Source organism: Vibrio campbellii CAIM 519 = NBRC 15631 = ATCC 25920, from assembly GCF_002163755.1.
Taxonomy (GTDB): Bacteria; Pseudomonadota; Gammaproteobacteria; order Enterobacterales; family Vibrionaceae; genus Vibrio; species Vibrio campbellii.
In genome coordinates this window covers 2,691,125-2,716,010 of the sequence record NZ_CP015863.1, presented here as the reverse complement: position 1 = coordinate 2,716,010, position 24,886 = coordinate 2,691,125, and the positions used below count along the sequence as shown (strand labels likewise).

General features: G+C 46.5%; 17 protein-coding genes. 10 read left to right on the top strand and 7 right to left on the bottom strand.

Annotated elements, in window-relative coordinates; translation table 11 throughout:
• Window positions 1-3: 3 nt before the first annotated feature.
• The 5 genes from folK to sfsA all read right to left on the bottom strand — a co-directional run bounded on the left by folK (window position 4) and on the right by sfsA (window position 4,227).
• Window positions 4-489, bottom strand: coding sequence for a 2-amino-4-hydroxy-6-hydroxymethyldihydropteridine diphosphokinase (gene folK / locus A8140_RS12945; protein ID WP_005531736.1), 486 nt, complete (start codon window positions 487-489; stop codon window positions 4-6).
• Window positions 486-1,853: a polynucleotide adenylyltransferase PcnB gene (gene pcnB / locus A8140_RS12940; protein WP_033000145.1), complete on the bottom strand. Its 1,368-nt coding sequence runs from the start codon at window positions 1,851-1,853 to the stop codon at window positions 486-488. Before pcnB ends, folK begins: the two co-directional genes overlap by 4 nt.
• Window positions 1,854-1,955: 102 nt before the next feature.
• Window positions 1,956-2,819, bottom strand: coding sequence for a tRNA glutamyl-Q(34) synthetase GluQRS (gene gluQRS / locus A8140_RS12935; protein ID WP_005531738.1), 864 nt, complete (start codon window positions 2,817-2,819; stop codon window positions 1,956-1,958).
• Between the two features lie 108 nt (window positions 2,820-2,927).
• Window positions 2,928-3,374 carry an RNA polymerase-binding protein DksA gene (gene dksA / locus A8140_RS12930; RefSeq protein WP_005439389.1) on the bottom strand — a complete coding sequence of 149 codons (447 nt, stop codon included), beginning with the start codon at window positions 3,372-3,374 and terminating at the stop codon, window positions 2,928-2,930.
• A gap of 136 nt (window positions 3,375-3,510) precedes the next feature.
• A complete protein-coding gene (sfsA, locus tag A8140_RS12925) occupies window positions 3,511-4,227 on the bottom strand; it encodes a DNA/RNA nuclease SfsA (RefSeq protein ID WP_005531739.1) in 717 nt (238 codons plus the stop codon).
• 66 nt (window positions 4,228-4,293) lie between these two features.
• On the opposite strand from sfsA, the gene hrpB reads away from it, so the two are divergent.
• The 10 genes from hrpB (at window position 4,294) to A8140_RS12875 (ending at window position 20,794) form a co-directional block, all read left to right on the top strand.
• On the top strand, window positions 4,294-6,762 hold the full coding sequence (gene hrpB, locus A8140_RS12920) for an ATP-dependent helicase HrpB (protein WP_005531740.1): 2,469 nt from the start codon (window positions 4,294-4,296) through the stop codon (window positions 6,760-6,762).
• Window positions 6,755-9,145 carry a penicillin-binding protein 1B gene (gene mrcB / locus A8140_RS12915; RefSeq protein ID WP_005531741.1) on the top strand — a complete coding sequence of 797 codons (2,391 nt, stop codon included), beginning with the start codon at window positions 6,755-6,757 and terminating at the stop codon, window positions 9,143-9,145. Before hrpB ends, mrcB begins: the two co-directional genes overlap by 8 nt.
• An 87-nt stretch (window positions 9,146-9,232) precedes the next feature.
• Complete coding sequence (locus tag A8140_RS12910; RefSeq protein WP_005531742.1) at window positions 9,233-11,551, top strand: patatin-like phospholipase family protein; 2,319 nt, start codon at window positions 9,233-9,235, stop codon at window positions 11,549-11,551.
• 270 nt (window positions 11,552-11,821) lie between these two features.
• Window positions 11,822-14,410 (top strand): bifunctional aconitate hydratase 2/2-methylisocitrate dehydratase, encoded by a 2,589-nt coding sequence (gene acnB, locus A8140_RS12905; protein WP_005531743.1) that lies wholly within the window; start codon window positions 11,822-11,824, stop codon window positions 14,408-14,410.
• A gap of 312 nt (window positions 14,411-14,722) precedes the next feature.
• Window positions 14,723-15,091 (top strand): YacL family protein, encoded by a 369-nt coding sequence (locus A8140_RS12900; RefSeq protein WP_005531744.1) that lies wholly within the window; start codon window positions 14,723-14,725, stop codon window positions 15,089-15,091.
• Between the two features lie 188 nt (window positions 15,092-15,279).
• The gene (locus A8140_RS12895; protein ID WP_005439398.1) at window positions 15,280-15,618 is read left to right on the top strand and encodes a P-II family nitrogen regulator; all 339 of its coding nucleotides are present in this window, start codon (window positions 15,280-15,282) and stop codon (window positions 15,616-15,618) included.
• 26 nt (window positions 15,619-15,644) lie between these two features.
• The gene (locus tag A8140_RS12890) at window positions 15,645-16,874 is read left to right on the top strand and encodes an ammonium transporter (protein ID WP_005531749.1); all 1,230 of its coding nucleotides are present in this window, start codon (window positions 15,645-15,647) and stop codon (window positions 16,872-16,874) included.
• Window positions 16,875-17,024: 150 nt separating this feature from the next.
• A complete protein-coding gene (locus A8140_RS12885) occupies window positions 17,025-18,038 on the top strand; it encodes a Fe(3+) ABC transporter substrate-binding protein (protein ID WP_005531752.1) in 1,014 nt (337 codons plus the stop codon).
• Window positions 18,039-18,137: 99 nt separating this feature from the next.
• Complete coding sequence (locus tag A8140_RS12880; RefSeq protein ID WP_033000147.1) at window positions 18,138-19,763, top strand: ABC transporter permease; 1,626 nt, start codon at window positions 18,138-18,140, stop codon at window positions 19,761-19,763.
• Window positions 19,763-20,794 carry an ABC transporter ATP-binding protein gene (locus A8140_RS12875; RefSeq protein ID WP_005425293.1) on the top strand — a complete coding sequence of 344 codons (1,032 nt, stop codon included), beginning with the start codon at window positions 19,763-19,765 and terminating at the stop codon, window positions 20,792-20,794. The genes A8140_RS12880 and A8140_RS12875 overlap by 1 nt, the downstream gene beginning before the upstream one ends.
• Before the next feature lie 97 nt (window positions 20,795-20,891).
• Here the strand turns inward: A8140_RS12875 and A8140_RS12870 are convergent, their stop codons facing one another.
• Window positions 20,892-22,304: a phosphoglucomutase/phosphomannomutase family protein gene (locus A8140_RS12870; protein WP_005531757.1), complete on the bottom strand. Its 1,413-nt coding sequence runs from the start codon at window positions 22,302-22,304 to the stop codon at window positions 20,892-20,894.
• A gap of 124 nt (window positions 22,305-22,428) precedes the next feature.
• Complete coding sequence (locus A8140_RS12865) at window positions 22,429-24,837, bottom strand: glycoside hydrolase family 94 protein (RefSeq protein WP_005531759.1); 2,409 nt, start codon at window positions 24,835-24,837, stop codon at window positions 22,429-22,431.
• Window positions 24,838-24,886: the final 49 nt, after the last annotated feature.

Below are 24,886 nucleotides of genomic sequence, written 5' to 3'. Positions count from 1 at the left end.
TGGCTATGACTGCCAAATATTGAGGCCGTTGCAATCTACTTGTTCAAGTAGTGACGACACCTCGGTCCCGTCTGGGAGTTGTAAACTTGGTGCAATTTCCGCAAGAGGGTAGAGTACGAACTCGCGCTCTCTCATTCCATAGTGTGGAACTGTCAGTCTTTCGGAATCAATCACCTCATTGCCGTATAGAATCATGTCGAGGTCCAAGGTTCTTGGGCCCCAGCGTTCTTCTTTACGGACACGCCCTTGTTCCTGCTCAATCGCTTGGGTGCAATCGAGCAGTTCAAGAGGCGTCAAATTGGTTTTAATCGCCACCACCGCATTGATGTAATCCGGTTGGTTTTGTGGCCCCATCGGCGTGCTACTGTAGAGCGAAGAGGCTTGCACAAACTCAGAGTTTGGTAGCGTTTTTAATGCCTCGATCGCTTGCTTCGCTTGGCTGACGGGATCAGCCAAGTTACTGCCAACCGCAATGTACGCTGTGATCATGATTTCGGCTTACTCTTTTTCTTGCGATAGGTTTTACGGCGGCGTTGGCCAGTTTTAGGCGCTTGGCCATCGAGATCACCAGCCATAGCTTGGCGCATTTCTCGGCCCGCATTTTGGAAAGTTTCCCACCACTTGGCAAGCTTCTGAGTGTCTCCACCCTCAATTTCACCGCGCATTTCAAGAAAATCAAAGCCAGCTCTAAATTTGTTGAGCTCCATTAGGCGGAATGCGCGTTTGCCATTGCGTCGTGGAAGACGTAATTGCAGCTGCCAAATTTCACGAATTGTCGCGGTATGACGGCGTGGAATCGCAATGGTACGTACTTGGTCATCAAGAATGATGTTGCTCGCTTCCATGATGGCGTCGTAATGGCACAGGTTATGCTGTCCCATCAGTTTGTCAGCCATTGCGCATAGCGGGTACCACAGCATGGCAGCAAACATGAATGCTGGGTTGATGCGTTTGCCTTCTTCGATACGCATATCGGTTGAATCAAGCACCAAATCAAGCATTTGTTCAGTGTGAGATTCGTAATCTTCAGTGAAGTGTTCAGCAATCGCAGGGAAAAGCTGCTGGAATAGGTTGTATTCACGCAGTAGGTGATAAGTTTCTAGACCGTGACCGGATTGAAGCATCTTCAACGATTCTTCGAATAGACGTGCCGATGGGATATCGCGTAGCAGCGGTGCCATCTCTTCAATCGGTGCTGCGGTGTCTTCTTCGATGTCGAAGTCGAGCTTCACAGCAAAGCGAATCGCACGCAGCATGCGCACTGGGTCTTCGCGGTAACGGGTTTCTGGATCACCGATCAGGCGAACAAGACGGTCTTCTAGATCCTCAATGCCACGTGCATAGTCGTGAATTGAGTAGTCTGCGATGTTGTAGTACATCGAGTTAATCGTGAAGTCACGGCGCTCTGCATCTTCATCAATAGTGCCGTAAACATTGTCACGAAGCAGCATGCCTTCTTTTGACTGCTGAGAGACGTTCTTGTTTTTTTGCTCTTGGTGGTGACCACGGAAGGTTGCAACTTCGATGATGTCTCGGCCAAACATAATGTGTGCGAGACGGAAGCGACGGCCAATCAAACGGCAGTTTCTAAATAGCTGTTTGATCTGTTCTGGTGTCGCGTTGGTTGCGATATCAAAGTCTTTTGGTTTTTGTCCAAGCAGTAAGTCTCGAACCCCGCCACCCACAAGAAAAGCATCGAAACCGGCACCGTTTAGTCGGTATAGCACCTTCAGTGCATTGTCACTGATCTGCTTACGCGAAATGCTGTGCTCTTCACGAGTAATTACATTGAGAGCGAGTTCTGGGATCATGGCAGATTCGCTTGTTGTATAGTCGTTTGTATTCATGTGCATCTGGCAATAACTGGGTTTAATCCAATCTTGCTTTGGTTAGTTTTTTACGCCACTAGGGCCAATTTTGCGGCTAATCATAGCTTACACAGCCCCGTTTGAGAATCATGGTGTGATCTCGATCTCTGCTGGAAGCTGTTCTAAACGCCAATTTTCGCAGCCCCAACGTAGGATTTCGTCTAGGTTAGCGGCTTTCATATCTTCAGGAATATCGAATCCTAAAAACGTCATAGCATGCAGCAGAGCAGGCTTCGGATTATCGACATCAATGGCTGTCGCATGATTTTGCTTCGACAATTTATTGCCGTTGCTGTCCATTGCCAATGGTAAATGTAAATAGCTGACTTCAGGCTGCCCAAGGATTTGGTACAAGCTGATTTGACGGCCTGTGGGCTCAATTAAGTCAGCGCCACGGACAACTTCAGTCACGCCTTGGTCAATGTCGTCTAATACTACCGCAAGATTATAGGCAAATAATCCATCTCGGCGTTTAATAATGAAATCTTCATTTACTAACGCTTCAGGAATGTTCATCAAACCGTGCTTCTGATCGAGGAAGTCGGCAATAGGCTTGGTCATTTTTAGGCGAATCGCGCCTTCTTTCAAGCCTTTGTCGCGGCAAGTGCCGGGATAATAACCACCGTGCTCTTTAATTTGCTTACGCGTGCACTGGCAATAGTAGGCATCCCCATTTTCTAACCAAGCATCGATTTGTGCTTGATAGAGGTGGTGTCGCTCGCTTTGATAAACCACCTCTCCATCCCAATGCAAGTGGTACACCTTAAGCGCGTCTAGAATCATTTCAGAAGCGCCTGGCATTTCTCTTGGTGGATCAAGGTCTTCAATACGAACCAGCCAAGTGCCTTGATTGGCTTTTGCTTGAAAGTAGCTGCCTAAAGCGGCCACTAAGGAGCCAAAATGCAATGGACCTGAAGGGGATGGGGCAAATCGACCCACATAGCGTGTCATGCGTGTATCTCGAAATATCCGGGTAAAACTACAAGCTTAGTGTTATAAAGCTAATCAAAACAAAAAGGGAGCCTGAGCTCCCTTTCAATAATCATAATGCTAGTTCAATTAACCTTGCATCTGTTTCTCTTTGATTTCTGCAAGCGTTTTGCAGTCAATACAAAGATCAGCAGTTGGACGTGCTTCTAGGCGACGAACGCCAATCTCTACGCCACAAGATTCACAGAAGCCGAAATCGTCTTCAGTAATTTTGTCTAGAGTTTTTTCGATCTTCTTGATCAGGCGACGCTCACGGTCACGGTTACGCAGTTCTAAGCTGAACTCTTCCTCTTGAGAAGCACGGTCAACTGGATCTGGGAAGTTTGCTGCTTCGTCCTGCATGTGGTGTACAGTGCGATCGACTTCTTCCCTGAGCTGATTACGCCAAGCTGTTAAGATCTTTGTAAAGTGTTCAACCTGCTCTGGTGACATGTACTCTTCACCAGGCTTTTCCTGATATGGCTCCACACCGGCAATGGCTAGGATGCCTATCGTTTTCTTCTTTGATTCTGGCATACAGCATCTCCTACTTACACCTAGTCAACTGCATTGCAGTCAATTTAAGGCGGGTATCTATAGCAAAAAGAGGCGGTGCAGGCAATTACTGAATCGCAAACTTATCGTCAATGTGAAGACGACATCATTTTTTCTCTTAATTGATAAACTCAATAGCAGAGAGTAACTTGACTTCAGTATTGCTCAGTTCGGCTTTGTAGCAGAGAACTTCTACTCCAGCGTCTTGTGCTTGTTTTAGTAACGTTGAATATTTCGCGTCTATATGGTGCGCCGCAGATACTTTTTCAATACCTGAATGCAAAACAGTGAATAAAAGTATGGCTCTACTTCCAGTTTGTGCCATTTCTGTGAGCTCTCGCAGGTGTTTTTGCCCCCGAGTAGACACAGCATCAGGGAAGTAACCTTGTCCTGATGGGCTTTCTTCATCAAGCAGCGTGACGCTTTTCACCTCTATATAGCACTTTGGTTTGTCACTTGCGCTGAGCAAGATATCAATTCGGCTATTTTCATTGCCGTATTTCACCTCAGTTTGAAGTTGGTCATATCCAACGAGTTCTGAAATGACATCATTTTCAATGGCTTCTACCGCTAATTGGTTAGCACGAGCTGTATTGATACAAATTCTGTGTCCTTGTGCGGTCTCACTAAGTTCCCAACTGTTTGGGTATTTACGCTTAGGGTTGTCAGAAGTGGAATACCAAACTTTGTTGCCCGGTGTTGCGCAGCCCGTCATTGCGCCGGTGTTTGCACAGTGTATGGTACGGATTTCACCACTATCTAGTTCGATATCGGCAAGGAAGCGTTTGTAGCGTTTGAGCAGAGTCGCTGACTCTAGAGCGGGTTTGAATTGCATTTGCTTATTTAGCCAAGAGTGTTTTTATGTACAATGTGGCCAACATTACAACATAGGGTATTTCCTTTGTCACAATTGCCGATTGAAGCCGTGATACCACAATTACTTACGGCGGTTAAAAATCAACATCAAGTGATCCTCAAAGCCGCCCCTGGTGCAGGTAAATCTACTTATTTTCCGCTGCAACTTCTTAAAAGACAAACCGTAACGGGTAAAATCGTGATGCTAGAGCCTCGTCGCCTTGCTGCACGAAACATTGCACGTTATTTAGCGCAGCAGTTGGGGGAGCAAGTTGGCGAGCGGGTGGGTTACCGTGTGCGCGGTGAGACAAAGGTGAGTAATCATACTCAGTTGGAAATCGTGACCGAAGGGATCATGACGCGCATGATCCAAAATGACCCAGAGTTAGATGGTATCGAGCTACTGATCTTTGATGAATTTCACGAGCGCAGCATTCATGCGGATACGGCCTTGGCATTTAGCTTAGAAGTGCAAGAAGCGCTGCGAGACGACTTAAAACTGGTGGTCATGTCGGCAACGCTTGACCAAGATGCTTTGCAATCCTTATTGCCAGAGGCGGATTACATTGAGTCGGAAGGTCGTAGTTTTGAGGTGGAAACGCGTTATTTACCGCTTGGGGCGAATGACCATCTGCCCACATCCATGGCAAAAACGATCGAGAACTTGATGGTAAAGGAATCTGGCTCTTTGCTGGCTTTCCTTCCCGGTGTTGCGGCGATCAAACAGGTCGAAGAGCGCTTGTCGCACTTACCTGATAACGTCGAAGTGTGTCCTCTGTACGGCCAACTTAGCTTTGCCGAGCAGCAAAAAGCCATCTCACCGGCTCCCTCTGGTCAACGGAAAGTCGTATTGGCGACCAATATTGCCGAAACCTCTTTGACCATTGAGGGCATTCGCTTGGTGGTGGATTCGGGCTTAGAGCGTGTGGCACGCTTTGATTTGAAAAATGGCCTGACGCGATTAGAGCAAGTGCGTGTGGCGCAATCTTCTGCGATTCAACGTGCCGGTCGTGCAGGGCGTATCGAAGAGGGGATTTGTGTTCGACTGTATGGTGAAAGCCAATTCAAGCAACAACCGCAAGTACCTCAACCAGAAATCCTACATTCAGACTTAGCAAGCTTAGTGATGGAGCTGGCATTCTGGGGCGCTGGGGATATCTCTGAGCTTAAATGGTTGAATATTCCTTCTTCTGCATCGCTTGCTCAGGCCAAACAGCTGTTAATTTCGTTGGGTTTACTCACCGAACAAGGCCAGCTTACTTCTGCAGGTAAGACGGCTCACGCTCTTGGTGTAGAACCGCGCTCAGCAGCTATGCTGATTCAGACGCAGCAGCACAGTGAAAAAATGCTAAATACCGCCTTGGCTGCGGTCGCCCTAATTGAAGAGCCGGAGCGCAATGCGACTAACGTAGCGCACAGCCTGCATCGCTGGGTAAGTGGAACACACACAAAGAAAGCCATATTACACAAGCGTTCTCAAACACTGGCGCACAAACTGGATACGGCATTCAGCCTAGCTAATGTTGATGAGCGAGCGCTGGCGTTAGTATTGAGCTTGGCTTTCCCAGATCGCATTGCGCAGCAACGTGTCAATCAGTATGGTCGTTTTACTTTGTCGAACGGGCATGGTGCAGAGTGTCGACCAGAAGAGACACTTGGTGGCTGTGATTACTTGGTCGCGATTGATTTAATGCGTTCGCATTCTAACTCAAGCCAAATTAACCTAGCTTGTGACTTAGATATCAAAGCATTACAAGAGACGTTCGATCACCTTTTCACGGTGACTGAACTGGTTGATTGGGATGAGAAAAAAGGCCGTTTGATTGCCGAACGCCAAATCAAACTGGGTCAACTGGTGATTAAGCGCGAAGCCTTGCCGAGTCCGGGTAAAGAAAAAATGACACAAGCTTTACTCACGTATGTCCGTCGTCAGGGCTTACAGAGTCTAAACTGGACACCGGCAGCGGATAATTTGTTAGAACGTATTCGCTGCGCAGTGGAATGGTTACCAGAGCAAGATTGGCCTAGTTTCGATGAAGCTCACTTGCTTAATAGTTTAGAAGAGTGGCTAGAGCCTTACATGAGCACGGTTTCATCGGTAAAAGATTTGGCAAAAGTGAACTTAGTGGAAGCGCTGAATGCTCGACTCGGTTGGCCTTTGAATCAAAATATTGATGAGTGGTTGCCAGAAGATTATCGCCTACCAACGGGTTCGAAAAAGCGCATTCGCTACCAGTTTGGTCATGAGCCCGTGCTATCAGTGCGTATACAAGAAGTGTTTGGCGAAAGTGCTTCTCCAACCGTGGCGCAAGGTCGCAAGCGATTGGTGTTAGAGTTACTTTCTCCAGCACAACGTCCTCTTCAGGTGACAACGGATTTAGCTGCCTTTTGGGCAGGAAGCTACAAAGAAGTGCAGAAAGAGATGAAAGGCCGATATCCAAAACACGTTTGGCCTGACGATCCTGCCACTCATGTAGCGACAACGAAGACAAAAAGACAATTGAATAATGACTGATACTAAAAAGCCCGGTGCAAAACGAGCACCAGCGAGGAAAACAACGTCAAGTAAAACGACAACCGCTAAGAAAAGCGGCGCGAAGCGACCGAGAAAATCGCCATCGAAAAAGCCAAGTAATGGCAAGCGCTCTTGGCTTAAAACTATTTGGTCATTTAGCTGGAAGGCGGGCGTCGCGTTAGCTGCGGTATTGTTGTTTGTTGGGATTTATCTCGATAGTGTGGTTAAAGATCGTTTTGATGGTCAGTTGTTTGATCTACCAACTGTCGTTTATGCGCGTATCCTCAATTTAAGTCCGGGTGAGAACATTACTATCAAAGAGATGCGTAATGAGCTTGATGTATTGAACTACCGTAAGGTGAGTCAGCCTCGTTACCCTGGTGAATACTCTTCTTCTTCAACGCGTATTGAGCTTATTCGTCGTCCGTTCGAGTTTGCTGATGGCCCTGAGCCTGATCGTCACGTCATGCTGCATTTCTCAAGCAGTGGTTTACAACGCATTCAATCTTTGGAATCCAAAGGCGATCTTGGTTATCTGCGCATTGAACCTAAGATGCTAGGAATGTTGGAAAAAGATCAGAATGAACAGCGCTTGTTCTTACGTCGAGATCAATTCCCAGAAGTGCTTGTCGATGCGCTGTTAGCAACCGAAGACCGTGATTTTTATCAGCATGATGGCGTTTCGCCGCTGGCGATTGGCCGTGCACTTGTTGCTAACATCAAAGCGGGTCGCACCGTTCAGGGCGGCAGTACCTTGACTCAGCAGCTAGCGAAAAACTTATTCCTGACACGCGATAAAACGTTATGGCGAAAAGTCCGTGAAGCATACATTGCACTGATTTTGGACTATCGCTACAGCAAAGACCGTATTCTTGAAGCTTACCTAAACGAAGTTTACTTAGGTCAGAGCGGTGGGGATGCCATTCATGGTTTTGCTTTGGCATCGCGTTACTACTTCGGTCAACCGATTCAAGAGCTTCGTATCGACCAACTCGCTATGTTAGTTGGTATGGTGAAAGGACCGTCTTACTACAACCCAATTCGCTACCCTGAGCGCACTAAAACACGTCGTGACTTGGTATTGCGTCTGTTGATGCAACAAGACATGTTGACAGCAGAGCAGTACGAACAAGCGGTAAATCGCCCGCTCGACACCCAGAGCAAACCTCGCATTGCAAGTCGTCAGCCTGCGTACTTCCAACAACTTAATATCGAGTTGAAAGAGAAGGTGGGTGATAACTTTAAAGCGGAAACCGGTTTACGCTTGTTTACTTCTCTCGATCCTGTTTCTCAAAGTAAGTTAGAGCAAGCTATCGCGAAGAAAGTCCCTGAACTTGCTAAACGTGCCGGAAAAGATCTAGAAGCCGCTGCTGTTGCGGTAGATCGTCATAGTGGTGAAATCCGTGCCATGGTCGGTGGTAAACGCGTTGGTTATGAAGGCTTTAACCGCGCCTTGAATGCGAGTCGTCCGATTGGCTCTTTGGTTAAACCTGCCATCTATCTAACTGCGTTAGAGCAACCCGAGAAATACAACCTTGCAACGACCCTGCACGATACGCCGTTAAGCCTAAAGGGCAGTAAAGGTTCGGTTTGGTCACCTCGCAACTTCGACCGCAAGTTCCGTGGCGATGTGCCGTTGTACTTAGCTTTGGCGAAATCCCTCAATGTACCAACGGTACGTTTGGGTATGGAACTGGGTATTCCAGAAGTTTCGGATACCTTAGAGCGCTTGGGGGTTGATAAGAACGAAATTCGTCCAGTACCTTCGATGTTCCTTGGTTCATTCTCGCTGACACCATTTGAAGTGGCACAGATGTATCAAACGATCACTAACTCAGGCAAGCGCGCTAAGTTATCGGCATTACGCTCGGTGATCGACATGGATGGTAATGTACTTTACCAGTCATTGCCGCGCTCATCTCAAGCGGTTGATCAGCAAGCTGCGTGGCTAACGACTTACGCGATGAAGCAAGGTGTTGCTCAAGGTACGGGACGCTTCCTACAAAGCCAGTTCGCATGGGCTGCGCTAGCCGGAAAAACGGGTACCAGTAACGATAGTCGTGACAGTTGGTTCGTGGGTGTCGATGGCCGTGAAGTAACCACACTGTGGCTTGGTCGCGATGATAACAAGTCGACCAAACTGACGGGTTCAAGTGGTGCATTACGTGTTTACGCGGAATACCTAAAGCAACGCGTCCCTGAGCGACTAGAGTTGCCTTGGCCAAAAGAAGTGACCACATTAGGTTTCCAAAAAGCCGCTAATGGCGCGCTGGAAATGAACTGTCGCAGTGAATACAAGCTGCCAGTGTGGGACAAGTCTGGGCAAATCAAACAGCAGTGTGAGAAAAAATCAAACTGGTTGAATAGCTTATTTGATTGGTAGGGCTACCAAAAACACCATCACTGACTTGTGAAGTTATTCAAATCTTAGTAAAAGTAATTGCTCGATATTCAACAAAGGAAGAAGTGAATGTTCAAAAAGTCGATTTTAAACCCGTGGGGGCGTTATGTTGCGCTATGGGTCTGCTCCTTTTTGATCGCGACGCCTTCCTTTGCAAAGCACGTTGATGATGATCACTCTCGCCCTAAAATCGCGGTGGTATTAGCTGGCGGTGGGGCGAAAGGTGCGGCTCATATCGGTGTACTCAAAGCACTCGAAGAAATGCACATTCCGGTCGATATTATTACGGGCACGAGCATGGGGGCTTATGTTGGTGGTCTGTACGCCACAGGCATGAGCGCCGATGAAATCGAAAGCTTTATCTACAGCGTCGATTGGAATAGCGGTTACCGAGACCGTGTTGACCGCAGCCAACGTCGTGTCCGCGACAAAGAATACGAAGACCGTTATCAAATCACCACAGACCTTGGATTAAGATTCGGGGAGATCCGTTCACCAACCGGTGTAGTGCAAGGGCAGAACATGCTACGCATTCTACGTGAAACAACGGGTAACTTAGGCCGATTCAGCTCTTTTGATAATCTTGCGATCCCATACCGCTCGGTAGCGACTGACATTGTCGAGTTAGAAGAGGTGGTTCTTGATAACGGTTATCTGGTTGATGCCATGATGGCGAGTATGTCGGTTCCTGGTGCGCTCCCGCCTTATGAACTTAATGGTCATATGCTGGTGGACGGTGGTGTTGTCAATAACATGCCAGTCGATATTGCTCGTTCAATGGGCGCAGATATTGTGATTGCGGTAGATATCAGCACCGACTACAAAAGCAGAGAAGACTTCACTGGCTTATTCACGGTTGCCGACCAACTCTCTAACTATCTTGTCCGTCGCAGCACGCAAGAACAAGCTGAAACCTTAAGTGGGGATGATGTATACATTCGTCCTGACGTAGGACAAATGGAGACGGTAGAGTTCGAAAAAATGCCAAGTGCTTTTCAAGCGGGCTATGACATTACCAAGGGGCTGCAATCTAAACTTGAAAACTTGAGTGTGTCGAATGCTGAGTACCAGCAATACATCGATCACAAACAAGAGATACGAAAAGAACTCAAATATGGTGATCAGCGCGTTGTTGATCAGATCGTTTTAGTAAATAACACCCACTACAGCGATGTACTCCTGACAAACCGTTTGGATCTGGAGACTGGGCGCTCATTGAAAACCGCAGAGATCGAGAAGGCGGTTGAAAATCTTTATGCCCTAGATCGTTTTGAATTGATCACCTACCACTTTGAAGAAATTGACGGGGTAAACCTGCTCGTCTTTGAGGTGAATGAAAAATCTTGGGGACCAAACTACCTCAACTTTCGCTTTTTTTTAGAGGACGACTTTAATACTGAAAGTCAGTATGGCATCGGTATGTCAGCTAACTTTACCAACTTTAACTCCCATGGTGCAGAGTTGAGAGTCAACGTTGATATGGGAACGGATAAGATGATCGAAACGGAGCTTTATTCACCTGTTTTATCGAGTCAGGAACTTTTCGTTTCAAGTAAGTTAAACTACAGCAACGAAAATCGAAGCGTACCTATCGGTGGTGATTTTACGACTCCAGATATCGCACGTGTATATGATTACCTACCAGTCTTGTACACCGAATTTATCACAGAGCTTTCTGCTGGGATACAGCCCACTTTGTGGCAAGAGTTAAGAGTCGGAGGCCGATATACTAAGGGAACTATCGAAGCATCGACTATTTCATCTTTTGAGGCGCTTGATTACGAGCGTTTGGGTGTATTTGCTAATTATCGATTAGATACTCTTGATGACTTTGCCTTCCCAAATAACGGTATGCTTATTGATCTGAGTTATTTGGTGTCCCATGATAAGAGTCCTGAGCTTTATAACCCGTTTCAACTGTCTGATACGATTGAAGATACCGTGTATGAAATTAGTGCACGTTTTAAAGGTGCGGTTACCTACAGTCGTCATACTCTAGTTGGGCAGGCTGAATATAGCTTTGTTGAGAGCAAAAACTCAATCGTACCACTTAACCCTAGAGAGCTCGGCGGTTTCTTGAATTTATCAGGTATCCCTCGTAATAGTCTCACTGGACAAAACTTATTTTATACAAGCTTGGTTTATCGTTATAAATGGATGGATAACGACTTCGGGCTGTTTCAAGCACCAGTATATTTAGGTGCATCCCTTGAACACGGTGGTGTTTGGTCAGACAACGATCTCAAGTTGCATGAGGCACCACTATATAATGCTGCGTCGGTTTTCTTTGGAGTAGACTCTCCAATTGGGCCGATCATGTTGGCATACGGTCGTACAGAGCAAGATTTAGACGCTGTGTACCTGATCGTTGGAACATCATTTAAATAACCGGGAAGAGGACAGCAAGATCTCCGAATATTTAGCCAAAATTTATCGGACTTTAGTCGTAAGTTGCTATGTTGGTCAAAATGATGAGATTTTAATTTAAGGTTAAATTTGCTATCCTTTCGTCCACAGTTTGGCCTCTACGGCGCTGTTTCTCAATCAGAATTGAATGAAAACAAGGGCAATGGAGAGCCAAGTTTCCAAGGATGTTCACTCCTTTACTTTGAAAAATAGTAATTAAAAAGGAGGAACCGCAATGAGAGGAAAAAAGTCGTGCTTGAAGCCTACCGTAAACACGTCGAAGAGCGTGCTGCCGAAGGAGTTGTTCCTAAACCGCTAGACGCTGAACAAGTTGCTGGACTTGTTGAACTTCTGAAAAATCCCCCACAAGGTGAAGAAGCCTTTATTCTTGACCTACTAGAGAACCGTATCCCACCGGGTGTAGATGAAGCTGCTTATGTAAAAGCGGGTTTCCTAACGGCGTTAGCAAAAGGTGAAGTGGAATCACCATTAGTAAGCCGTGAAAAAGCGGCTGAGCTACTAGGTACGATGCAAGGCGGTTACAACATCGCGCCTCTAGTTGAATTCCTAGACGATGATCTACTGGCACCAATCTCAGTTAAAGCGTTATCTCATACCCTACTGATGTTTGATGCTTTCTATGATGTGGAAGAGAAAGCCAAAGCTGGCAACGCATTCGCGCAACAAGTCCTGCAATCATGGGCAGACGCAGAATGGTTCACATCGAAGAAGAAAGTCGCGGAACAGATTACTGTTAAAGTATTTAAAGTGACTGGTGAAACCAACACCGATGACTTGTCTCCAGCACCAGATGCTTGGTCTCGTCCTGATATCCCAGTACACGCAAAAGCGATGCTGAAGATGGAACGTGATGGCATCGTGCCAGATCAACCAGGCAACGTTGGTCCTATTAATCAGATTGAAGAGCTACAAAAAGATGGCATCCCACTAGCCTACGTGGGTGATGTTGTTGGTACTGGCTCTTCTCGTAAGTCAGCGACTAACTCAGTGCTTTGGTTTATGGGCGAAGATATCCCATACGTACCAAACAAGCGCACTGGTGGTATCTGTTTAGGCGGTAAGATTGCTCCTATCTTCTACAACACAATGGAAGACTCTGGCGCACTCCCAATCGAACTAGACGTACAGAACATGAACATGGGTGATGTCATTGATATCTTCCCATACGAAGGCATTGTACGTAAAAACGGTGAAGAGATCTCTAGCTTTGAACTGAGCAAAGTACTGCTTGATGAAGTTCGTGCTGGTGGTCGTATTCCACTTATCATTGGTCGTGGTCTAACAAGCCGTGCTCGTGCATCACTGGGCCTAGAAGAAACAGACCTGTTTGCTAAGCCAGTTGACCCTTCTGAATCTGACAAAGGCTACACACTAGCTCAGAAGATGGTAGGTAAGGCATGTGGCGTTGAAGGTGTACGTGCAGGTCAATACTGTGAGCCTAAGATGACCACAGTTGGCTCTCAAGATACAACCGGTCCTATGACTCGTGATGAGCTAAAAGACCTTGCGTGTCTGGGCTTCTCAGCTGATCTTGTGATGCAGTCATTCTGTCACACGTCTGCGTATCCAAAACCAGTCGATGTAAACACGCACCATACTCTACCTGACTTCATCATGAACCGTGGCGGTGTATCACTTCGTCCGGGGGATGGTGTAATTCACTCATGGCTAAACCGTATGCTTCTGCCTGATACTGTAGGTACAGGTGGTGACTCGCATACTCGTTTTCCACTAGGTATTTCATTCCCAGCAGGCTCCGGTCTTGTTGCGTTCGCTGCGGCGACAGGTGTTATGCCACTGGATATGCCAGAGTCAATCTTGGTGCGCTTTAAAGGTGAAATGCAACCAGGTATCACGCTACGTGACCTTGTGCACGCGATTCCTTACTACGCAATTCAACAAGGTCTACTGACCGTTGAGAAAGCAGGTAAGATCAACGAGTTCTCTGGTCGCGTACTAGAAATCGAAGGTGTTGAGCACCTAACGGTTGAGCAGGCATTCGAATTATCAGATGCGTCAGCAGAGCGTTCAGCGGCAGGTTGTACAGTTAAGCTATCTCAAGAGTCTATCGAGGAATACCTAAACTCAAACATCACCATGCTTAAGTGGATGATCTCGGAAGGTTACGGCGACCGCCGTACTATTGAGCGTCGTATCACAGCGATGGAAGAGTGGTTGGCTAACCCAGAGTTGATGGAAGCGGATGCAGATGCGGAATACGCGCACATCATCGAAATCGACCTAGCGGATATTCACGAACCAATCCTATGTGCACCAAACGATCCAGATGACGCGCGTCTTCTGTCTGAAGTGCAAGGCACACAGATTGATGAAGTGTTCATCGGTTCTTGTATGACTAACATTGGTCACTTCCGTGCAGCAGGTAAACTGCTAGAGCAATTCGGTGGTCAACTAGATACTCGCCTATGGGTAGCGCCACCAACGAAGATGGACCGTGACCAACTGACGGAAGAGGGTTACTACGGTATTTACGGCCGCGCAGGTGTTCGTATTGAAACTCCTGGGTGTTCGCTATGTATGGGTAACCAAGCACGTGTAGCAGACAAAGCAACAGTAATGTCGACTTCAACGCGTAACTTCCCGAACCGTCTAGGTACAGGTGCAAATGTATACCTTGCTTCAGCTGAGCTAGCGGCGGTTGGTGCAATTCTAGGTAAGATTCCAACGAAGGAAGAGTACTTGGAATACGCGAAGCAAATCGATGCGACAGCTGCAGATACCTACCGTTACTTGAACTTCCACAAGATGGATGAGTACACCAAGAAAGCGGCAGAGGTTATCTTCCAAGAGCCTGCATAATTTTAGTGAGCTTTGCTAATACTTAATTAAGCGCCCACCATTCGGTGGGCGCTTTCTTTTTTGGAGCGCTGCGCTTCGAGAAGAGGGAGCGCTTCGCTCTAGGAATCGGGAGGTAAGCGCTGGAATATTAAAGATAACGTATGGGCTCAAAACACGTTGATAATATTTGTCCCTCAAAAGAAAAAATGAAACCGTATCCTGTGTCCTGTGTCCTGTGTCCTGTGTCCTGTGTCCTGTGTCCCGTCTCCCGCTTCTCCCATTCAACATCTCCCTGTATACTCCGCACCAAATTGATACGAAAAGGCGATCACGATGGAGTTTGAATTCATCCGCAACACATTGATGGGCGAATACTATGTCAAATGCAGCATGGGGCATGAGATTGTAGGTCGTTGGTTGCAAGAAGAAATTGGTAAAGACCCAGCGAAAATTGCGCAAGTTGAAGCCTTAATTGTTCAGGCATTTTCTTCGCCATCTCAAGAGCATAGATTAACTGGTGCAGAGATCAGTTTGATGATCCACGATGATGAGGTGCTAGTGCAAGAAAACGCACTGGGCCATGAGTATGAAGTGGAAATGGAAAGCGAGTTTGACTTCTACGATGCAGAGAGCACAGCAAGTTGTGGTATTGAGGACTTTTGTGCCTTGATAGAGCAATGGAAAGACTTTTTGAACATTTAATGCACAGTTTTGGGTAGTCGAAGTGGGATTGCCTTATATTTGTGAAAAGGGCGCACCGATATGGTGCGCCCTTTTTGTTTATAAGATTGTTATTTTTACTAATTCTATATAAATCAATTAGATAAAAAGTTGGCACGCCGCTTGGATTATTAAAAGTGTTTCAGGATGAAAGCTGCGGAGAAGATTCAATGAAAATCATTAATGCCATTATAAAACCTTTTAAGTTAGACGATGTACGTGAAGCATTGGCTGATGTCGGTATTGAAGGGATGACAGTATCAGAGGTTAAAGGTTTTGGTCGTCAGAAAGGCCACACGGAGCTATACCGTGGCGCCGAGTATCAAGTCGACTTTCTACCCAAAGTAAAACTAGAAATCGCAACGCATGCAGACAATGTGGAGCGCGTGGTAGAAGCCATCACTAAAGCCGCTCAAACCGGCAAGATTGGTGACGGTAAGATTTTTGTCTACGACCTAAACCAAGCGGTACGTATTCGTACTGGTGAAATGGACGCAGAAGCACTTTAAAGAACTCAAGGGATTGGAGAACTATCATGGAATTAACAACTACGGTAACCGAATTACGTTACGCACTCGACACCTTTTTCTTCCTCATTTCCGGTGCGTTAGTAATGTGGATGGCAGCAGGTTTTGCCATGCTGGAAGCGGGCTTAGTTCGCTCGAAAAACACAACAGAAATTCTAACCAAAAACATCTGTCTGTACGCGATTGCTTGTACCATGTTTCTATTGGTCGGTTACAACATCATGTATGTCGATAACGGCGAGGGCGGCTGGTTGCCATCATTTGGTGCGCTAATCGGCACACAGGCTGAAGGAGCTGACCACTCTCTAGAGTCGGATTTCTTCTTCCAAGTCGTATTCGTAGCAACAGCAATGTCGGTAGTATCTGGCGCGGTTGCCGAGCGCATGAAGCTTTGGTCTTTCCTCATCTTCTCAGCGGTACTGACGGCATTTATCTACCCAATGGAAGGTTACTGGACTTGGGGTGGCGGTTTCCTATCAGAAGCTGGCTTTAGTGACTTCGCAGGTTCAGGTATCGTTCACATGGCGGGTGCAGCAGCCGCTCTTGCAGGTGTATTACTTCTGGGTGCTCGTAAAGGTAAATATGGTAAAAACGGCGAAATCTACCCAATCCCTGGTTCAAACATGCCTCTAGCAACATTGGGTACCTTTATCCTTTGGTTTGGTTGGTTCGGCTTCAATGGCGGTTCTCAGCTGATGGTATCTGATTTTGAAAATGCAACAGCGGTAGGCCAAATCTTCCTTAATACAAACGCAGCAGCGGCAGCAGGTGCAATCGCGGCACTACTAGTATGTAAAACGACTTGGGGTAAAGCTGACCTAACGATGATTCTGAATGGTGCCTTGGCAGGTCTTGTTGCCATCACGGCAGACCCTCTATCACCATCACCGCTTTACGCAGTTGCAATCGGTGCTGTATCAGGTGCACTAGTGGTATTCAGCATCATCGGTCTAGATAAAGTGAAAATCGATGATCCAGTAGGTGCAATTTCAGTTCACGGTGTGTGTGGTTTCTTCGGTCTTATGGTTGTACCACTAAGCAACGGTGATGCAACGTTTGGTGCACAGCTTCTAGGTGCGGCTGTTATTTTTGCTTGGGTGTTTGGTGCGAGCTTAGTGGTATGGGCTATCTTGAAAGCTACCATCGGGGTTCGGGTATCGGAAGATGAAGAGCTAGAAGGGATGGATATGCACGACTGTGGTGTTGGTGCCTACCCAGAGTTCGTAAGTGTAAAATAATATTGATAATGTAATAAGTAGTTACAAACTTAGCTAAAAAAACCTGCTCATCTGAGCAGGTTTTTGTATAGATGAATTGTTTTCTCAAAAGACGTGCATATAATAATGCAACTGATAAACATTATCATTGATATGGTCAAGGACTGAATAATGAAAAAACTGCTAACTCTCTCCGCTCTAACTTGCGCGACTCTAGCTCCAACAGTAATGGCTGCTGAAGAAGTCAATGTATACTCTTACCGTCAACCTTTCCTAGTTGAACCAATGTTCAACGAGTTCACTAAAGAGACTGGCATTAAAGTAAACGTGAAGTTTGCGAAAAAAGGTCTAGCAGAGAAGTTGGCTCAGGAAGGCGAATACAGTCCTGCTGACGTTATTCTCACTGTTGATATCAGTCGTCTATCTGAACTGACAGAAAAGAAACTTGTTCAAAAAGTTGACAGTGAAGTTCTCGAGAAGAACATTCCTGCTCAACTTCAAGATGACGGCAATGAGTGGTTTGCACTAACGACCCGTACTCGAAGTGTTTACTCTTCTCGTGATCGCGTCGGTAAGCTAGGTGATAACTTCACTTACCTGGATTTGGCTAAGCCAGAATTCAAAGGCAAGATCTGTACTCGCAGTGGTAAGCACCCTTACAACGTTTCTCTAGTGTCTGCGATGATTGCACATCACGGTGAAGCTGAAACTAAAGAATGGCTAGAAGGCGTAAAAGCGAACCTAGCTCGTAAGCCTCAAGGCAACGATCGTGCTCAAGTTAAAGCTATCAAAGAAGGTCTATGTGACGTTTCTTTAGGTAACAGCTATTACCTAGGTAAGATGGTTAACGACAAAGAGCAAAAAGCTTGGGCGGATGCGGTATTCATCAACTTCCCTAACCAAGAGACAACAGGTACGCACGTGAACATCTCTGGTATGGCGATGGCGAAGTACGCGCCAAACAAAGATAACGCACTTAAGCTTATGGAATTCCTAGCGGGTGATACAGCTCAGAGCATGTACGCTGAAGTGAACTATGAATATCCAGTAAAGCCAGGTGTTAAGCCTTCTGAGCTAGTTGCATCTTGGGGTGAATTTAAAGCGGATACTATTTCTTTAGATGAAATCGCATCACATCATGAAGCGGCAACAAAGCTTCTAGATGAAGTGAAATTTGACCTTTAATTCCATGTGGGGGTATAACTATACCCCCATTTGATTAAAGGATATGAGATGTATTTGCAGCCGCATTTGTATTTCATACAGCCTTGCAGTATTTAGGCAATGAAGAATAAACATTCTCTATGGAAAACCAGTAGTGGGGTGATTACCCTGTTACTGGTTTTGCCGATCTTAGCGATCTTCTATACCGCCATTGGCGAGACGGATGACCTGTTCACACACTTGATGTCGACGGTCATGCCTACCTACATCTATAACACCGTAGTTCTGACTGCTGGTGTGATGCTCCTTTCTTTGATTCTCGGTATTCCAAGTGCTTGGTTTATGGCGATGTGTAAATTGCCAACTGAGAAGTGGCTGCAGTGGGCATTAGTTCTGCCGCTCGCGATGCCGGGTTATATCATTGGTTACATTTTTACGGATTGGTTTGATTTCGCTGGGCCGATTCAAATCTTCTTGCGTGATATAACCGGATGGGGACCGGGCGAATATTGGTTCCCAGATATCCGTACCTTGAGTGGTGCAACTTTCGTTCTTTCTCTTGTTCTTTACCCATATGTTTACTTGCTTTGTCGAGCCGCATTTATGGAGCAGAACGTTTCTTTGCTACAAAGTGCACGCCTATTGAAGTGTTCTCCTTCGGAAAGCTTTTGGCGCATCTCTTTACCCCTTGTAAGGCCTTCTATCGCTGTTGGTTTGTCTCTGGTTGCAATGGAAACCATTGGTGACTTCGGCACCGTCAGCTATTTTGCAGTGAACACCCTTACTACGGCGGTTTACGATACTTGGCTAGGCTACTCGAACCTAAATGCAGCCGCGAAAATCTCAGCAATGATGTTGATGATCGTGGTGCTATTACTGAGCGCAGAGCGTTATAGCCGCCGCAAACAGAAGTTGTTCCAAAGCCAGTTTAATAGCCATGAAGATTTTCGCTATGAACTTCAAGGTTGGCGAAAGTGGGGTGCACTGATTTGGTGTTGGGGGCTCGTTGCAGTAGCCTTTATTTTCCCATTGCTACAGTTAATTGATTACGCCATTACTTACTTTGCACAAAGCTGGACTCCGGAATTTCGTGCATATGCGTGGAACAGCTTAGTGGTATCTGTTGTGGCTGCCATCATCGGTGTTGCAATTGCATTGACTGTGAACTTCAGTCAACGTGTAAACGGCGGCCGCTCTAGCTTAGCTTTCATGCGTCTGTCTTCGATGGGCTATGCCGTCCCTGGTACGGTGCTGGCTATCGGCGTGATGGTTGCGGTGTTGTTTATGGATCACCGTGTTAACGATATTGCTAAAGCGATGGAATGGGGCAGACCTGGACTGATTTTTTCTGGCTCTATGTTTGCGCTGATTTTCGCGATGGTGGTGCGTTTCTCCGCTGTGGCGATTGGCAGTGTGGAAAGTAACCTAAACAAGATTTCCCCGTCGCTGGATATGGCTTCCCGTACCATGGGCTGTACGCCAAATACCATGCTTTGGCGAGTGCACTTCCCTCTGGTTAAGCGTGGTGCCCTAATTGCTGGTTTGTTGGTGTTTATTGAGTCGATGAAAGAGCTCAATGCTGCACTACTACTGCGACCATTTAACTTTGAAACCTTGGCGACGTACGTTTACAACTTCGCCTCGGATGAGCATTTGGAACTTGCTGCTCTACCAGCAGTATTACTGGTCCTTGTTGGGTTGATCCCGCTTGTTGTTGTTAACCGTTCACTGGAGCAAAGCCACTGATGAGCTGCGCATTATCTATTAAAAACCTAACTTGTCAGTATGACGATCAGACTGTTCTTGAGTCACTTTCTTTAGAAGTGGAACAAGGGCAGATTGTGTGCTTGCTTGGCGCGAGTGGTTGCGGTAAGACAACGCTTTTGAAAGCCATTGCAGGCCTGCTTCCTCTAAGTTCAGGTCAAATGAGCTTGAACTGCCTGACTATTGATGACGGCGAAAACTGGTTACCACCAGAGCAGCGTAATATTGGTATGATCTTCCAAGACTACGCTTTATTCCCGCATCTGACAGTGGCTGAGAACATTGCTTTTGGCTTGAAAAATGAAACGGCGCAGCAAAAGCTCCTCAAAGTAGAAGAAATGCTCGGCTTGGTTCACCTTAAAGGTTACGGTGATCGTTATCCTCACCAGCTTTCTGGTGGTCAGCAGCAGCGCGTGGCGATTGCCCGTTCACTGGCTTACAAACCGGATCTTCTGTTGTTGGATGAACCATTTTCCAATATCGACACTCAAGTTCGTCATGAACTGATCCGTGAAATTCGCAAGATCTTTAAAGAGCAAGGCGTAACCGCGATTTTCGTTACTCACAGTCGTGAAGAAGCGTTTGCTTTTGCTGATAAGATGGCAGTCATGAATCATGGTGTGATTGAACAGTATGGTACGGCATCGGAACTTTACTACCAACCTTCAAGTAAGTTTGTCGCAGACTTCTTGGGCGGTGGTAGTTATCTTGCTGCGAAGCGCATTTCTGACAGTGAATTTGAAACTCATCTCGGTGTGGTGGAAGCTAATGCTCAGCAAGAAATCCAAGTAGATGCTGAATGTGCATTACTGTTACGTCCTCAACATGTTCAAATTGCTGCTGATGAAGAGAGTGCGGTCAAAGTACTTGAGCAGCACTTTATGGGTGACCACTGTCGCTACGTGATTGATGTCAATGGTGACCGACTGTTAGCAACTTCAACTCAAGCGTTGAATGTTGGTGATAGTGTGACGGTGAAAGTCGAAACTCAAGGCGTGTTGGCTTTCGCCTAAGTAGTATCGTCAAAAATAAAAAGGCCCGGCGGGTATGTCGCCGGGCAAGTGCTCTTCACCTATAGGTACTGTGCTCGAAGCGGGCACAAGGTGCCAGTTATAGAGACAAGAAGTCTTTAAACTGCTGTAGAACACGTTCTGCAGTGTCTTTATCTTGCATCTCTGCAAAAATTCGTAGTAATGGTTCAGTACCTGAGAAGCGAGCGATGATCCAACCGCCGTTCTTGAAGTACACTTTCGCACCATCTTCATAGCTGACTTTTTCGATTTCAAACTCAAACTCAGGCAACTGCTTTTCAACATAAATCTTGTTGAACAGCACTTCTTTTTGCGCCGGTTTGAATTTGCAATCGCCTTCCGCCATGTGGGCATAACCGTACTTGCCGTAGATCTCATCCAGCAACTCAGACAGCTTTTTGCCAGTTACTGAAATCATTTCTACCAATAGGCTTGATGCGAATACGCCGTCTTTACCTTTGATGTGGCCGCGAATAGTCAGACCGCCAGAGCTTTCACCACCAATCAGTGAATCGTCAGCTTCCATTTGAGAGCTGATGTGCTTAAAGCCTACCGGAACCTCAAAGCATTTCTCGCCGTAATCTTCTGCAACTTTATCCAACAGGTGAGTGGTTGCGATGTTACGTACCACTGAGCCTGTCCAGCCTTTGTATTCAAGTAGGTAGTAGTAAAGCAGCAGTAGTACTTCATTTGGATGAATGAAGTTACCTTTCTCGTCGATAATACCAAGACGGTCTGCGTCGCCATCGGTACCGATACCGATGTCATAGCCTTCTTGTTTCACTAGGTGCATCAAGCGGTAAAGGGTTGCAGCACTTGGTGATGGCATTAAACCACCGAAATCTGGATTTTTGCCGTCGTTGATCACGTCGACTTCACAACGGCCGTTGATCAGCACGGTTTGTAGCGCGTTTTTCGCAACACCAAACATAGGGTCGATCAACACGCGTAGATTCGTCTTCTTGATCGCCTCGATGTCGATAAAGTCGATGATTGAGTCAACAAATTCGTTCATCGGGTTGATGATTTCAATGAGCTTATCTTCCACCGCTTGTTCAAAATCGACGCTTTTAACATCTTGCGCAGTGAGCGTAGCGATTTGCGATTCGATCTTTTCAGTGATGATTTCATCTGCGTCACGACCGCCTTCGATGAAGACTTTAATGCCATTGTAATCGGCAGGGTTGTGCGATGCGGTAATACATGCCGAGTACGCACAGCTCATTTCCTTCGCTTTAAACATTACGATAGGCGTTGGGACAAATTTGTCGATAAAGCTAACCACAATGCCGTTTGCTGCTAGAACTTCAGCGAACCAACGACCTGCTTTATCGGAAAGAAAACGACGGTCATAGCCAATCACAAAACCGCGATCAGCAACCGATTCATTATTCGTGATGTTTGCAACTGCTTGAGCGACCAAACGTACATTATCTTTAGTGAACTCCTCACCGATAAATGCACGCCAACCGCCGGTACCAAATTTGATCATGATTCGATCCTCGATAAGAGCGGCATCCCACCGCCTCTTAAATCTTTGCTAGCGAACCGATGCACTTATCAAACTCAAGTGCATCAGAGAAATCAAAGGGGAGAAGCTCTCCCCTAAAAGATGATTAACCTAGAGTAACGATAACTTCGTTTACTGAACCTTCCGCTTGAACTGGTACCGATGCACCATTTACTGCTTCACCGTTCACAGTAATTGACTTAACGCCTTTGCTTACTGAGTCTGGGTTAACCACTTTGATGTTGTACGTTGCGCCTAGCCATTGGCGAGTCACTTCGAAACCTGGCCAGTTTGTTGGGATACATGGATCGATAGTCAGACCATCGAAGCCTGTACGCACACCAAGGATAAAGTTGGTAACCGCGAAGTAAGCCCAGCCAGATGTACCTGTTAACCATGGGTGGTTTGCACGACCGTGATCTTGGTGGTCACGACCCATGATGAACTGCACGTATGAGTAAGGTTCTGCAATACGTTTTTCGATGATGTCGTTCTGGTTGTATGGGTTTAGTGCATCGTAGAATTTCATTGCACGGTCACCACGACCCAGTTTCGCTTCAGCAACCCAAGCCCATGGGTTTGGATGCGAGAAGATTGCACCGTTCTCTTTTACGCCTTGGTAAACGCGAGTTACGAAGCCGATGTCATCATTTGGTGTTGCAAAAGATGGTGAGTTTAGGTGAAGGCCGTATTCGGAGAACAGGTTCTCATCTACTGCGTCCATCGCTTTTTCGCCGCGCTCTTGAGATACCGCACCAGAAAGTACCGCAAGCGTGTTTGACTCTAGGTGTACTCGACCTTCTGCTTGTTGCGCAGTACCGATCTTGTCGCCATTCTTCGTTAGACCGCGGATGTACCAACCGCCTTCATCATCCCAAAGGTGTGTTTCACACGCTTCACGCACGTTTGCTGCCATTTCCGTGTATTTTTCAACGTCGTCTTCTTTACCTAGGTATTTCGCTAGGTCGATGAACTCTTGCAGTGCCCAGAAGTGTAGGAACGACACCATTGAAGATTCACCACCACCTAAGTTTAGACAGTCGTTCCAGTCTGCACGCAGACCTTTACAGATACCGGTCTGACCCACGTACTCCGCAGAGAAGTCTAGCGCTGCTTTCATGTGGTCATAAACGCTCGCATCACCGCCATCTGCGTAAGGGATCACTTCATCAAAGAAAGTGTGCTCACCGGTTTCCATCACGTACTTACAGATGGTTGGAACTAGCCATAGATGGTCATCAGAACACGTGTCTTCAATACCGTGGATCTTGTCTTCATCAGACGGAGTAGGAACAACTGTTGGTGATTTCGATGGTTTAACGTCAGCTTTCTCTGGATCGAACCAATCTGGATCGAATAGGTGTAGACCGTAACCCGCTTTCACTTGGCCGCGCAGCAGGTCAACGATACGTTTACGCGTCATTGCTGGGTTAGCATGAGGGACTGAGATTCCATCTTGAGCTGTATCGCGGTAACCAAGGCCAGTACGACCACCCACCTCAATGAATGAAGCAAAACGAGACCACACCACACAAGTTTCTGCTTGGTACAGTGTCCAAGCGTTGATCATGGTATCTAGACCTTCGTTTGGCGATTTCACTTGGAACTTGCCACAACGCTCATCCCAGTGTGCTTTGATGCCTGCAAATGCATTGTTGACTTCTGCAAGGTCTTGGTACTTAGCACGTAGACGCTCACCGTTGCCTTTACCGATACCTAGAATGTAAGCAAAGCGAACTTCTTCACCCGGTTGGATAGTAAATTGCTTGTGTAGAGAGCCACAGTGGTTGTAACAAGTTTGTGCTGTGTTGAAACACTTACCTTGTTCTACCGCTAGCGGGTTCGCTTCGTCACGGTACAGACCTAGGAAGCTGTCACGTTGGCCGTCGTACGAATCTGGGTCAAATGTTGAAGCTAGGTAGTAGAAACCTTCAAAATCGTTCGTGTTGTAGTACAGGTCGTACTCAATCACACCTTCGTTGTATGACGTACCAGCAGAGTACAGAGACATCTGATGGTTTTGGTTATCAGATTGAATGTGGCTGAATGAGAACTCAACAAATGAGAATGCGCTGATCGTACGTGGCTTATCTGAGGTGTTTTTAATCACTACATCCCAGATTTCAGCGTCTTCGCCTTTTGGCACGAACAGTGTTTTTGTTGCGGTAATACCGCTGTATTCACATTTGAACTTAGAGTAAGACAAACCGTGGCGAACTTCGTAGTTTGCTTGGTCAAGGCTTTTCGCAACTGGTTGCCAAGAGATTGACCAGTAATCACCTGTCTCATCATCACGTAGGTAAACGTAGTGTCCTGGGCGATCGAATGTCGCATTTGGACGGAATTTAGTAACACGGTTGTATTCTGGAGAGTTGTAGAACGAGTAGCCACCCGCGTTGTGCGAGATAACCGTACAGAACTTCTCAGTACCTAGGTAGTTTGTCCATGGTGCTGGTACGTCAGGGCGAGTGATAACGTATTCGCGATTCTCGTTATCGAAATAGCCGTATTTCATTTGTGTATTTCCTTTTTACTAAGCTGCGCCTGCAGCCAAAAATTTAAAA

Excerpts from the sequence above, each read along its gene's own strand:
- A8140_RS12895 (WP_005439398.1), top strand. The coding sequence starts at position 15,280 with ATGAAAATCATTAATGCCATTATAAAACCTTTTAAGTTAGACGATGTA.
- dksA (WP_005439389.1), bottom strand. The coding sequence starts at position 3,374 with ATGCCAGAATCAAAGAAGAAAACGATAGGCATCCTAGCCATTGCCGGT.
- A8140_RS12900 (WP_005531744.1), top strand. The coding sequence starts at position 14,723 with ATGGAGTTTGAATTCATCCGCAACACATTGATGGGCGAATACTATGTC.
- sfsA (WP_005531739.1), bottom strand. The coding sequence starts at position 4,227 with ATGCAATTCAAACCCGCTCTAGAGTCAGCGACTCTGCTCAAACGCTAC.
- folK (WP_005531736.1), bottom strand. The coding sequence starts at position 489 with ATGATCACAGCGTACATTGCGGTTGGCAGTAACTTGGCTGATCCCGTC.
- A8140_RS12890 (WP_005531749.1), top strand. The coding sequence starts at position 15,645 with ATGGAATTAACAACTACGGTAACCGAATTACGTTACGCACTCGACACC.
- A8140_RS12875 (WP_005425293.1), top strand. The coding sequence starts at position 19,763 with ATGAGCTGCGCATTATCTATTAAAAACCTAACTTGTCAGTATGACGAT.
- pcnB (WP_033000145.1), bottom strand. The coding sequence starts at position 1,853 with ATGCACATGAATACAAACGACTATACAACAAGCGAATCTGCCATGATC.
- A8140_RS12870 (WP_005531757.1), bottom strand. The coding sequence starts at position 22,304 with ATGATCAAATTTGGTACCGGCGGTTGGCGTGCATTTATCGGTGAGGAG.
- mrcB (WP_005531741.1), top strand. The coding sequence starts at position 6,755 with ATGACTGATACTAAAAAGCCCGGTGCAAAACGAGCACCAGCGAGGAAA.
- A8140_RS12885 (WP_005531752.1), top strand. The coding sequence starts at position 17,025 with ATGAAAAAACTGCTAACTCTCTCCGCTCTAACTTGCGCGACTCTAGCT.
- A8140_RS12880 (WP_033000147.1), top strand. The coding sequence starts at position 18,138 with ATGAAGAATAAACATTCTCTATGGAAAACCAGTAGTGGGGTGATTACC.
- A8140_RS12865 (WP_005531759.1), bottom strand. The coding sequence starts at position 24,837 with ATGAAATACGGCTATTTCGATAACGAGAATCGCGAATACGTTATCACT.
- gluQRS (WP_005531738.1), bottom strand. The coding sequence starts at position 2,819 with ATGACACGCTATGTGGGTCGATTTGCCCCATCCCCTTCAGGTCCATTG.
- A8140_RS12910 (WP_005531742.1), top strand. The coding sequence starts at position 9,233 with ATGTTCAAAAAGTCGATTTTAAACCCGTGGGGGCGTTATGTTGCGCTA.